At 60.1% G+C, this 12,222-nt stretch carries 13 protein-coding genes and 1 pseudogene; all 14 read right to left on the bottom strand.

The window, feature by feature from the left end; translation table 11 throughout:
- The coding region (locus CT676_RS45635; RefSeq protein WP_275552141.1) for a cupin domain-containing protein at nt 1–426 on the bottom strand (426 nt) is incomplete at its 3' end.
- A gap of 394 nt (nt 427–820) precedes the next feature.
- Entirely contained in the window at nt 821–2,224 is a 1,404-nt protein-coding gene (locus tag CT676_RS38100) for an FAD-binding oxidoreductase (RefSeq protein ID WP_135216739.1), read from the bottom strand.
- Between the two features lie 220 nt (nt 2,225–2,444).
- Entirely contained in the window at nt 2,445–3,362 is a 918-nt protein-coding gene (locus CT676_RS38105) for an NADP-dependent oxidoreductase (protein ID WP_135216740.1), read from the bottom strand.
- Nucleotides 3,363–3,717: 355 nt separating this feature from the next.
- Complete coding sequence (locus CT676_RS38110; RefSeq protein WP_135216741.1) at nt 3,718–4,047, bottom strand: cytochrome c; 330 nt, start codon at nt 4,045–4,047, stop codon at nt 3,718–3,720.
- Between the two features lie 9 nt (nt 4,048–4,056).
- Nucleotides 4,057–5,292, bottom strand: a pseudogene (locus CT676_RS38115) (molybdopterin-dependent oxidoreductase).
- 158 nt (nt 5,293–5,450) lie between these two features.
- Complete coding sequence (locus tag CT676_RS38120; RefSeq protein WP_135216742.1) at nt 5,451–6,416, bottom strand: MBL fold metallo-hydrolase; 966 nt, start codon at nt 6,414–6,416, stop codon at nt 5,451–5,453.
- A gap of 355 nt (nt 6,417–6,771) precedes the next feature.
- On the bottom strand, nt 6,772–6,921 hold the full coding sequence (locus CT676_RS46160; protein ID WP_275552142.1) for a multicopper oxidase domain-containing protein: 150 nt from the start codon (nt 6,919–6,921) through the stop codon (nt 6,772–6,774).
- A 19-nt stretch (nt 6,922–6,940) separates the two neighbouring features.
- Nucleotides 6,941–7,111, bottom strand: a complete 171-nt coding sequence (locus tag CT676_RS46165; RefSeq protein WP_275552143.1) for a multicopper oxidase domain-containing protein — start codon at nt 7,109–7,111, stop codon at nt 6,941–6,943.
- A gap of 181 nt (nt 7,112–7,292) precedes the next feature.
- The gene (locus tag CT676_RS45645) at nt 7,293–7,562 is read right to left on the bottom strand and encodes a hypothetical protein (protein WP_244623421.1); all 270 of its coding nucleotides are present in this window, start codon (nt 7,560–7,562) and stop codon (nt 7,293–7,295) included.
- Nucleotides 7,563–8,096: 534 nt separating this feature from the next.
- Nucleotides 8,097–8,441, bottom strand: coding sequence for a hypothetical protein (locus tag CT676_RS38130; RefSeq protein WP_135216743.1), 345 nt, complete (start codon nt 8,439–8,441; stop codon nt 8,097–8,099).
- A gap of 123 nt (nt 8,442–8,564) precedes the next feature.
- The gene (locus tag CT676_RS38135; protein WP_135216744.1) at nt 8,565–9,356 is read right to left on the bottom strand and encodes a transcriptional initiation protein Tat; all 792 of its coding nucleotides are present in this window, start codon (nt 9,354–9,356) and stop codon (nt 8,565–8,567) included.
- A 149-nt stretch (nt 9,357–9,505) separates the two neighbouring features.
- On the bottom strand, nt 9,506–9,880 hold the full coding sequence (locus CT676_RS38140; protein WP_135216745.1) for a DUF302 domain-containing protein: 375 nt from the start codon (nt 9,878–9,880) through the stop codon (nt 9,506–9,508).
- A 209-nt stretch (nt 9,881–10,089) separates the two neighbouring features.
- On the bottom strand, nt 10,090–10,914 hold the full coding sequence (gene trpC, locus CT676_RS38145; protein ID WP_135216767.1) for an indole-3-glycerol phosphate synthase TrpC: 825 nt from the start codon (nt 10,912–10,914) through the stop codon (nt 10,090–10,092).
- Between the two features lie 70 nt (nt 10,915–10,984).
- Nucleotides 10,985–12,157 (bottom strand): MFS transporter, encoded by a 1,173-nt coding sequence (locus CT676_RS38150; RefSeq protein WP_135216746.1) that lies wholly within the window; start codon nt 12,155–12,157, stop codon nt 10,985–10,987.
- Nucleotides 12,158–12,222: the final 65 nt, after the last annotated feature.

Consider the following 12,222-nt stretch of genomic DNA (forward strand, 5'->3'; position numbering starts at 1 on the left):
GACCGCCGTCACGCGAGCCTTGCCATAGAGCATGTAGGCCCATTCTGACGCCTTATGCCAATGCAGCTCACGCACACCGCCCGCGTTCAGGCGCATATTCACGCCGGCCATGGACTTGGCGATGCCCAGCTCACGCTGCGTGACCTGGCGGGTCCAGCCGCCCGGCTCAAGCCGCATATGGGCGTCCGAGAACGAGAAGCGCAGGTTCGGCAAGGTGCCATGATCTGTCGACGGCGGTACCAGCAGATCCGGGTTCTGCTGATCCCGCATGAGATTGCGCGGACCGGGATCGGTGCCGCCGTGACCCGGTCGCTGTGGCTGAGGAATCGCGCCGCCCACGGTTTGCGCGTGCGCCAGCCCAACGCTCGTTAGCAGACCTCCGGTAGCAGTCGCTGCCAACATATGGCGACGAGAAATGGAATCCATGCGCGGTTCTCCTGCAATTCCATAATGCTGCTGCGCACTAAGCCTGTGCCTGACGTCTCTGTCGTATGGACTTTGCGCTGCTCGTAAGGAAGTGAAACGATTTCACGCGCGAGATGACGACTGTTCACATCGACCGCTCCGGCGCACACGGGCGGGGGCGCGGAACATCTGCCGAGGAAGAACACGACGGGCCATCGCGTTCGACTGGAGCCTCGACTCATGCGGTATGAACTCACAGGCGGAGCTGGAAGCCAGGGACAAGTCGGTCGATTGCGAGCAACTGCTCCGGGTCGAGCCGCATTCCGGCACGACCAATATTCGTAACGCGAAGAGCAAACACTGAATGTCATTCGGCCTACAAATATTTGAATGCCGGTTGACAGCCAGCGTCTAATCAAGCTGCCGGCACCACGTTGTGGTTGAGCCGGAACATATTGGCTGGGTCGTAGGCCTTCTTGATAGACGCCAAGCGCTCGTAGCACTCCGGGCCGTAGATCGCCGCGGCGTCAGCCGCCTCATCTGGCGCGAGGTTGTTGACGTACCGCCGATCGGCCTTCCAGGGCTTCATGCCGTCGAGCAGCTCGGCGACCGATCTTTTGAGTTGCTGCTCCTGCGACAGCGGACCGGCTGCGACGGCTAGCAGGCTGTACGGCAAGCCCCTGGTCGCTACGGCATTGGGTGCCGCCGGCTCCCGGTCCCATCCCCCGCCCAGAGCACGCAGCTCGGCGAGCACCAAGGCGGTTTCGGCGTCCGGACCGACGAGTTCAATCAACTTGTCCTGCGCCTGTGCGGGGAACTCTCGCAGCATGATGCCCCGCTCGTAGTATGGCACCGGGTCGGTCGGCTCGTTGTGGATCGATGCGACCTCGGAGTACGGCATGTCCCGCACGGTATCTAAGACTGCCGGGGCTACCGCTCGCAGCGGCTCTACCATCCGCTCGCCGTCCGCAGTCGTGCCGTTGTAGGCGACCCGCACCGAGACAAGAAACTTCCCGCGCAGAGGCTCGGGCACTTCGAGCATTGATGGCATCCGCATCACAGCGATTGATGTGGTCATTGTCTCTGGTGTGCCTGGATGCCAAGTGGTCCAGGCTCGCAGAACCTCGGCCATCCGCTCACCGGGGAAGTAGATGCCGCCCGCGTAGAGGCGAGACACCGGGAACAGGTTGAATTCCAGGGCCGTGACCACTGCGAAGTTGCCCTTGCCGCCGCGAAGGGCCCAGAAAAGATCGGGTTCGGATGCCGCGTTGACGTGACGCAGTTTGCCGTCCGCGGTGACCACATCGATCGAGCACACGTGGTCGGCGGCGTAGCCGTGGGAGCGGCCGAGGGTCGGGCTGAGCCCGCCACCCAGGGTGTAACCAGCGACTCCTACAGTGGGATTCGTCCCGTTCAGCGGAGCTAGACCGGCTCCGGCCGCCTTCGCAATGACCTCTGACCACAGCACGCCAGCGCCGACTCGCGCCGTTCGGCGGGCCGCGTCGATTGTTATGTCGTTCATACGGTGAGTTGCGATCACAACGGCGCCGTGCGCCTTGCCGACCATCTGGTGACCGGTGTTCTTCACCAGAACCGGCCGATGCTGCCTCGCCGCGAAAGTAACGGCGGCCTGGATATCGGCCGCGTTCTCCGGCACCACGATCAGCGCTGGCGCCAGCTCGTGATTGAGGTTCCAGACGGCACGTTCGTCATCGTATCCCAGTTCGCCCGGGAGTAGAACCGAACCCTCGATTGCGGCCGTGAGAGACGCCGCATCCGTCGGCAACACCGGCGGCAGGCACGAATCGTTGAAAGTCATGACATGCATCCGAGACACGTCCGATGGGTTGAAAAAAACGTCGCTCTTCATGAACCTAAGGTACGATACTGCCTGTCGGTCTTGTCATGACATGCGACACCTGCCTCCGCTCACCGATGCGAGACTGGCCAGTCTGCTTGGGCGAAAGACGTCAAGGACGATCGTCACGATCTATTGCGCGATAATTCACGCGACAGAACCATTCACGCTCGCCAAGTCGTCAAGGAGAAACGTGGATGACGGTTTTACCCGCGCGTCGCTCGGTCGAGTTAAAGGCGGTAACAGCATCGTCGAGGGTTGAGACGTTGCCGATGTTCGTCCGCAGTCGTCGGTCCCGCACCCGCTGGACGATCTCACTCAATTGGGTCCGATCCGGCTCGACAACGAAGTCGACCGTCAGGCCATCGACGGGCCGCGCGTCGGATGGCCCGACGACAGATACCAGCGATCCCCCGGCTCGAATCAGACGTGCGGACCGCTTTCCGATATCGCCGCCGATGACATCGAACACAAGATCGACTCCGCCGACGTCTTCCAAAGCGTCGTTGCCAAGGTCGACAAACTCCTGCGCGCCGAAATCGAGCGCCTTTTGACGGTCGGCCGCGCGTCCGGTGCCGATGACGTAGGCGCCGGCCTCTCGTGCGAGTTGCGTCACCATCGACCCGACTGCGCCGGCCGCGCCGTGCGCGACGACGCTCTGCCCCGCACGAAGCCGCCCGTGCACGAACAATCCTTGCCACGCGGTCAGGCCCGAGATCGGCAGGCTCGCGCCCACCGTGAAGTTGACGTCCCCCGGCAACGGCGCGAGGTTGCGTGCCTCAACGGCTATATACTCAGCCAAGGTGCCGTCGCGATACCAGTCGGCGAGGCCGAACACCCGCTGTCCCACCGACAGCCCCGTCGTACCATATCCGACAGCGGTGACCACCCCGGCGAGTTCGTGGCCGGGGATCGACGGTGTTCGATCACGCTCGAGGCGATCAGTCCAAGTCGAGGGCCACTCCAGCTCCGTCGGGACGAAGCCCGACGCTTGAACTTGAACGATGACGTCGTTTATCGCTGCCTGCGGCTTGGGTCGCTCCACCAGCTTCATCCCGGCCGTTCCTGCTGCCTGGTCCGTCACAGCGATCGCCTTCATGATACTTTTCTCTCGGTCATTTGTCACCTTGGGTTCGGAAGCGCGGCGCGCCGGCGATTGACACAATGTCATCCATTGCGGCATTCCTCATCTCCGAGTCCGCGACCTGCTCGTCAGCATTGATCGAGGCTCCCACTAGTCGGATGGACCAGGATCGACGCGGCTCGCTAAGAGATGCGTCGTGCTTGGTCGTATAACAGTACCAAGATTGCGGATTTTGACTGTACCATCACGCGATGACTGCGCTCCCGATCAACACGAATCGTGCGGTCGGGGCTCCACCAAGCCGTAGGCCGGCCGCGATCGGTAAGCGTATGGATCCAGTCCATATATGACTGCTTCAGTCTGTCGTTCGTCAGTTGGTGCCCTTGGCTTTCGCGAGGAAGTCTACGATCACTGCCACGTCGGCTTCATCGATTGGAGCTTTGTAAACGTTGATCATCTTGTGAACCTCGGCTTCCCAAGTTGCGCGCGGCAGCGCCGGCTGGTTCAGCACCATGTCCGCGGAGTGACAGGCCAGGCAGTTGTTGGTGGTCGCCTCGGCCGTCGAACCGTCCGGAAACAGAGCATCATCCGCGGGAAGATCTACCGTCATCGATTTGATTTCGGCCTGCTCCTGAACCTGTGCCATAGTCGGGGACAGCAGCGCCATCGCCAAGCAGCCGGCTAACGTGCTTGGGCGCATTGATTGCTCCTACGTTGCGTTGACATGGATCGCTTCGATGACGTTGCGCATGAAGCCGCTATTGTTCCAGTTCGGCTGAGACGGCTGGACTTCACCGGCCGCGTTCGTGCAGCGAACCATCAGTCCGTAGCTGCCCTTCTCGGGCAGCAAGACATCAGTTTCCCACCGACGGAAGCTGTATTTGCCGTGATCCGCGCCGAGCGTGGTCGGTTGCCAGGATCGACCGCTATCGGCGGAAAGCTCGACCTTGGCTACGCCCGTATCGCCACCGAAGGCAATGCCGTGCAGCGGCACACGCGCTTTTGCAAGCAAAGAGGCGCCCTCCGTGAGATTGGTGATAAAAGAGCGCGGCGGCATGCGATTGATCGGAATCATCTTCACGCCGCTCTGGTCCGGCACGATGTTGGCATGTGGCGCGTCCGGAATAGTGTAGGCGACCGCCATCCAGTAATTGTCGTCGGGCTTGTCCAGCACCTCGATATCGTTGAGCATCTTGACCCAGTACGTCGAATACCAGCCGGGCACGACCAGCCGCAGCGGAAGGCCGTTCAGAAGTGGAAGCTGCTCTCCGTTCATGGCAAAGGCGATCATCACCTCGCCGTCTCGGGCATGATCGATGGCCAGCGATTTCCTGAATGTCGGTGCGTCCGGCACCGGCGGTTCGTCCAGTCCCTTAAAGCGCACATGGACGGCACCACTCTTGACGCCGGCCCGATCCAGACGTCCTTCAAACGGACGCCCGTCCATCTCGCGTTGCCCATCGCGCCATGAGCCCATTGTGCACCCGGAACGCGCGGCAAGAAGAAGCCCCGTGAATTACCCGAGCACTGGTTGACGGCGGCCAACTCGACGCGTGGCAAGTGGAGAATGTCTTCGATGGAAAGTGACAGCGCTCGGTCCACGTGCCTCCGTACCGACGGCCTGAAACTGCTCACGTCGACCGAATTTGGGATCGCCGACCAATGCCAGCGCACGTAGAACAGATCGTTCGGCGTGAACACGCCCTGATCGAATACCTCAATCGGAGTTTCAAGCAGCGGCGGGCGGCTCCGCTGCAGAATCATGCCCGACTTCTCCGGGAACCGCATGGGTGAGTGGTCGTTGACGCGGTTCGCTCGGCAGCGGCAACTCGATCAATTCGCTCGCAAGAGCCGGTGCGGCCGCGAGCGAGGCCCCTGCGACTCCGAGTTGCCGAAGCAATGAACGCCGCGACAGAACGAGACCCGAGTCCACACTCAAGGGCATGCGACAGCCGACGCTAGGACCATTCGGCGTTCTCTTTGCAGGAAAGCTGTCACGGTGATACATCGATCCCCCTTCTGAACAGAATCACAGAATAACCGTCAGCTTTAATGGACAATCGAATTGAGATTGGACAATCGCGAATCTACGCGCCGCACCGTCTACAATCCTTCGTAGACAAGCTTGGTGAAGAACTTCGGATTGATCACAAATCGCCCCCACTTGTCATCGTAGGCCGCGGTCGGCTTCGCCGCGGTGATTTCTTCGAGGGATTTTCCCTGTGACTTCAGTGCAGCGATCTTGTCACGCACAGTGATCAGCATATCGCGAAATTCAATCAATTGAACTCGGTTGCCAATCGCCCCATGACCAGGAACTAGGATTGTCTTATCCGTGGTGCGTTCGATAACCGTGCTGGCCCAGTTGATCATAAAATTGACACTACCGCCGTCTTCGTTATCGATGAACGGATAGTATCCGTTCCAGAACGTATCGCCGAGGGCGACAATGTCCGCCTTCTCGAAGTACACCAACACATCGCCGTCGGTATGACCTGGGCCCAAATGCTCTATCTTTATCGATTCACCCGCAAAGGTGAGCTCCCTCTCATTGTCCACGATCATCGTCGGGCGTGCGCCGGCTGGAACGGGAGCGAACGTCCAATTCCAGTCGTCCAGGTGAGTGGTCTTCGAAAGATGATTCAGCGTATTACTCTGCGCAATGATCGAGGCGCCGGCTGCATGCATCCACTCGTTTCCGTCGGTATGATCCCAGTGCCAATGAGTATTTACGACGTATTTCAGCGGTGAAGAGCCGATCTTGTCGAGAGTCGCTTGCAACTTGTCTTTCGATGGTTTGATGCCAGAATCTACGAGGAACTTGCCTTCGCTTCCCGATAGAACAACGATATTCCCGCCGGATCCCACTAGGACATTGATGTTGCCGCGCAAGGGTACAGTGATGATATCGCTCTTGGCTCGCTCCAGATATCGCGCGCCGGCCCCGGTATGGAAATAATCTCCTTCCACCGGCGCATCGGCGGTTGCGGATGCAGCATATCCAATTGCAAGAAGGGCCGAACACAGAAATGCGGCGATCGATGGAGTCGCGGGCATGTTTATCCGCATGATCGGGATGTCCTTTGCTAGTGACGCAACCGCGTTGTTGACCAGGTTGTCGACATGATTTCCGCGGATGCATCCTGATGAACATTTAGCGATTACGGAAGTGAAACGAATACATTCTGCGATTGAACGGGCTGCACTCTCATCGGTGGGCGCGTGCGCAAGACGTGACCCGGCTGATCGCGCTGCTACTCCCAGCCCGAAATGCGAGAACGTCTGCGATGTGCCGCTTAAGGCTTTCCGCGCTTCGCCAACCCGTCGTTATTTTGAGAAAATGCAAAGGTTCGACTGGACCATGTCACCTATGGCACTGTCGAGGTTCGGACCGGCGATCGGACACTCGCGGCCTGCCGGCGTATCAGGCAACCACCTCAATGATTCCCATCATGCCTTTGTCTTCGTGATCGACTGCATGACAATGGTAAACGAACCTGCCGACGATCACGGGATCAGTGAACGGGATCACGATCTTGAGTACACTAGGCCACCCGTTTGTCGCGGGCGGCACCGAAAACGTGTCGCGCAGGCTATCGTCGCTCCAGTAAACGCCGCCGGACCTCAGTCACCAGGAACGGTGTTTGGTGAATGTGGAAGCTGTGATACTGTTGATCCTCGTTCACCACCGTCCATTCTTCTGTATCGCCGAGCCAGACGATTTGGTCGGTGCGCCCCTCGTCGACGACGTGGCCATCAATCATGAACGCCGTGCGGTCTTCGGTGCGTGACTAGAGAAGCGCCCGGCGTCGGGCGATCGGTGCCGCGCGAATCTCGTCGATCCATTGCGGACCAGTGACTCGCTGTCGAAGGATTTCGTCCTCGACGCGCGCCGTGCTCGGCAACGATCCACTGGATCTGACGAGCGCCAATAGTCGGACCGGTTCAGGGAGGCGCCAAGCCTCGTTCTGGAATGAGATGGTTCGCATCGGGTATTCCCCTGCCGCGGCCGGACCGCAATTGCGTCAATGCCTCGCCTGACCCGATGAAGAATTCAGTCGCTTTGCGCAACGTATCGCCCAGGCGCACGCGCAGCGTCGGCGGCACATAAGCGCCGTTGTAGAGCAGGCCGGAAAAGGCGCGACCGCCGCCGAGATGCACCGGCCCAGGTGCAGCTGTCATCGTCAAATCGAACGAACCGTTGGCGCTGCGCATTTCTGTTGGCTGGATGAGCGCCTCGGACGTTGGCGAATTGTGCTGCGAGCGCGCCCGCGCCCCAGGCGTGGACCGGCCAAGCGTTAGCAGGCCTCCAGCCGCAGTCGCTGCTCCGACAAGGCGACCGACGGCTTCGACGAACGAACGGCGGTCAAGCGTGGAGGACTGGCGCATTTGCATCGCTTATCACGTGCTTGACTACGGTCAGATTCGTCGGCTCTTCCATAGCGCTAGATTCCATGTGCCATCTACGGGACGGATGGCAGCGGCCGATCGGAACAAGCCGGCGAAGTGCAGCGGACGCGGGTAAGCCAGCTGGACAGTGCTCGGCTGTTCCGCAGTAAAGTCGTCAAAGCCTGCGCCGACGAGATCCATGTTCGCACCTTCGGCAAGAGGCGCCGCGATCGGGTACAAATGCGGAGAAATTCCATTTGTCGTATGTAGTGCGATCGCAAGCCAGATGTTTTGGCTATCGGCTTCCAAAATGCCGTGACTCCGCAAAAACGCGCGTGCCGCGTTTGCGCCATCCACCTCTTAGCGAAGGTGGCTATCCCCATAGTTTTCGGTCAGCCCATAATCATGGAACATAGCCGCGACGTAAAGAAGTTCGTGATCAAAGGCCATGCCCTTGCGCCCACCTGCCAATGCGGCCCACCAATAAAGCCGCATGGAGTGCTGAAACAGCAACTCGCCTTCACTATCACGAATGGTCTTAGCTGCGTCGCGAGCCAATGCGCTGTCAGGAACTTGTATCCCTAGAACAGAAACGATTTCAGCAACGCTCGACGTGCCGGTTTCGGCCCGCCCCTCTTGTGCTGTCGCTGACCCGGCAACCAAAAGCGCAAAGCAAGCACAGATGAGAGTGGCATGACTCTTCACGGCATTCTCCTTCGACGTTCGAGACTAAGGTGCTATTTCCTCTTGAGTACCGGCCTTGCGGCCCATGACCTGGGATTTGCCGTGACGCTGGGCGAATATTGGCGCGCCATCGGGGGGACGAGTCTAACTTGCCTTTGAATACGTGAAGCCGGCATGCTGCAGCTCGACGAGAAAGGCCACAACGCTTGGCACAAGCACAACGCCTGGAATCAGGTTTTTGGTGAGGTCAGCCGCTATCGCGTCGGGAGAGACGTCGGAGAATTCACCCGATTGATGAAGATATCGCGCGATGGCATGAATGGAATCATGACAGCCCAGAAATACCGCTCCTCGCCGCTGGAGTGAGACAATATTGCTGTTTTGCGGACCGTAAAACCCTGTCAGGTCCTGAAGATCATCTCTGGGTGACGCCCCCGGCTTCTCGACGATGAAACTGTTGAAGTCGCCCTGCCCGCCACCGACCTTGGCCAACTTGTACTTCTCCCACGCCGCTTGATTGAACAAAGCTGCGTGAGCGTTTCCGTGAACCGCAGCAACGGCCAGAAAGTCAACGTTCCCAAGCGAGAACACCTGCCCGTTAATGGCCTCACGCATCAGGTTGATCCATGGCGCTGCAAGATCGGTGCTCTCCCATACCTGCAACGCGTGGTACTTGTACGACAACAGCAGGTCAGCCGCTTCGTGGTCCCACGGTTCAGGCGAGGTGAGAATGAAAGGAACGCTCTTAAACCCGCGCCTGCAGGGTGAGTCGGCAAGGGCCTTGCTCAGGTGCAAAAGCTTTATACCGGAAAGCACATGCTCAGAGGACTCCTGTTCAGCAGCTGTCGCTGTGGACGGCGCCCCTAAGAACATGGCGGCTTGGCTAAACACCAAGAGAGCTGTTCTGCGGCTCGCAGATGCGACGATGCTATTCATGTTCGTGGTTCCATGAGCGGTCTGCGCTTCTTCAATTATTAGGGGACGTCGCTTTTACGGCGTTCGTGATAACCCGTTCTGGAGTCAGCTTTCCCGCCATACCCTTAGGCAACCCGTGCTTTCCTTCCAGGTTCGCCGGGGGGCGTAGGTTACGTAGACTTTCCATGCTCACCTTCTCGGACAAGCAACCGCAGCGGAAGCTCGAGCGCGAAGTCTGGAGCGGCTAGCATTAGAGCAGTGCCGCCCTTCGGATTACCGTAGATCAGCACGGTGGTCGGGGGCATATCCAGTCCGACCGATTGCGCTGCAGCATGGTGATCAATGGTCGCAAATATCTTTAAACCGTTCGCTTCAAGAGCCGTGCGCAAGCGAGCGAGCGTCTCGGAAAGCGAATAAATGCTCTCGAGCCTCACTACCTCCTCCTTCGACGTTTCAGTGGCAGCAGCGCTGCACCACGTCGCGGCGTTTGCGAGTACTGCCGCGTACGCGAGCGCAACAATTAAGGTGATCGAGTGCTTCCTCATTTGAGGTTTCCCTGAACTGGACGCTCAGCGCGGGTAGCTGCAGCCGTCACTTTGCGCCCTTTGCAGCGACAAGGAAGTGGAAGAATGTCAGCCGACAGATGAGCACGTTGCATGATGACCAGCACGGGCGGTCGCTGCGCGCAAATGACGGATTGACCAAGCGCTACGTGCCGGATCGCTGGGTGCCGGGATGAAGCCAGGACAAGAGATCAAAGTCCCAGAGGAGCTGGCCCCCCTCCCTCTTCGCGGGCGAGCAGCGCCCGCGTAGCGCTGATCACGTCATCCTGACGCATCAGGCTTTCTCCGACCAGGAATGTCGATATGCCGAGCAGGCCAAGCCGGGCCAAATCTGCTGGCGTGGATATGCCGCTTTCGCCGACGATCAGGCGATCTTTCGGAATCAACGGCGCCAACGCTTCGCTGGTTGCAAGCGTTGTCTGGAAGGTCCTCAAGTTCCGATGATTGATACCGATCATCGGCGAACGCAACCGCGAGGCTCGCTCGAGTTCGTCGTGGTCGTGGATTTCGATCAGCACGTCCATACCATGGTCGAGGGCCGCGGCCTCGATATCTTCGGCGGCGGAATCGTCAAGGGCCGCCATGATGAGCAGAATGCAGTCCGCCCCGTATGCCCGAGCCTCCACCACCTGATAGGTATCGAAGATAAAATCCTTGCGCAGCACGGGAAGGCTCGTTGCGGAGCGCGCCGTCGTCAGGAAGTCCAAGCTTCCCTGGAACGACGGTTTGTCGGTTAGCACAGACAAGCAAGCCGCACCGCCAGCTTCGTAGTCTCTGGCAAGTGCAGGTGGGTCGAAACTCTCGCGTATGAGCCCTTTCGACGGAGATGCCTTTTTGATTTCAGCGATCAGCGCGTACTCGCCCGTCGCCAGCTTGCTGCGGATTGCGGCGACGAACCCCCGCGGAGCCGAAGCGGCCCGGGCGAGCGACAGCATTTGCCCTTCCGAACGGATTTGCCTCGCAGCCTCGATCTCCCGACGCTTGTAGACTTCGATCTTCCTGAGAATATTTGGAATCATTCATCTGCTCCTTCGATACGATAGATCTACAACAGCCCTTAACGCGCGCGTAGGAGCAGGGCTCGCTTCAGCCTCGGCGTGATAAGGCGCGGCCGCTGACCGGCACCGCCAGCAGCGCTGCCAAGCTAAATCCCGTCGCCACCCAGCCGAGCCGCATTACGCCGCCATCCGCGAGAACCAGCGCACCGACCGCAGCGCCGGCCGCGCTGCCGAGATAGATGGCTGACGAATTGAGGGACAGGCCGACCGCAGCGAGATCCGGAATCAGCGCGACCAATCGCGCCTGCTGCGCCGTCATCACCCCCCAGCTGGACAGCCCCCAAAGCAGGATGGCCGGTAGCAGAACGAACATGGCCCGCGCAGGCCCGAGCGTCACACCCAGCGAGAGGACAAGGTAAGCCAGAACGGTGAAGCTGCCACTTACGATCACGGTAAAGTCCGGGCCCCTGTGGTCCGCCATGGCGCCGCCGAGCCGGGTACCGAACGCGCTGGCAAGCCCGAAGCCAAAGAGCACCAGCGCAAGGCCCTGTGGTCCAATCCCGGAAGCATGCGCGAGAAAGACGCCGAGATACGTATAGAGCGTGAATGTCCCGGCGACCGTCAAAACGCTGGTCGCCAAAATCGTCATCACGTCGGGGCGCTTGGCCAACGCCAGGCGTTCTCCCAGACTCGCCGTGATGCCCGGCCGCTGACTCGGCAGCCCGAAGAGGATGCCAAGCAGCGAGAGCGCCGCCATGCCCGCCACGCCGAGGAAAGTAGCGCGCCAACCAAACCGCTCACCAACCAATACCCCGAGCGGCACGCCGGCAACGATCGCTAAGGTCAGCCCATTGGTGACCATCGACAGAGCCCGGCCACGCCGCTCCGGTCCGCCCAGCGCCGCGGCATATCCGCTGGCCGCCGGCATGAAACTGGCGGCGGATAGGGCAAGTAGCAGCCGAGCTGCCAGTAACGCCGCATAACCCGGTGCCATTGCAGCGAGCAGATTCGCGACGCTGAAGCTCGCAATGGCGATCGCGAGCACGCGACGCCGCTCCAAGTGGGCCGTCAGCACCGCCATTATCGGAGCGCCCACGGCATAAGCGACAGAGAACGCGGTGACCAGGTGCCCGGTGGCGGACAAGCTGACGTTCAGGTCTTGCGCCAAGGCCGGCAGCAAACCGGCGATCATGAACCCTTCGGTGCCGATCGCGAACGCTCCGAGGGTTAGCCAGTGAAGTTCGTTTAGCGATCTAGACATCGGTCCTCGCACCAAGACACGGGCACGCTCACATCGGTAACGCGCTGCACGGATTCCCTCACCAT

Source organism: Bradyrhizobium sp. MOS001, assembly GCF_004634465.1.
GTDB lineage: Bacteria > Pseudomonadota > Alphaproteobacteria > Rhizobiales > Xanthobacteraceae > Bradyrhizobium > Bradyrhizobium barranii.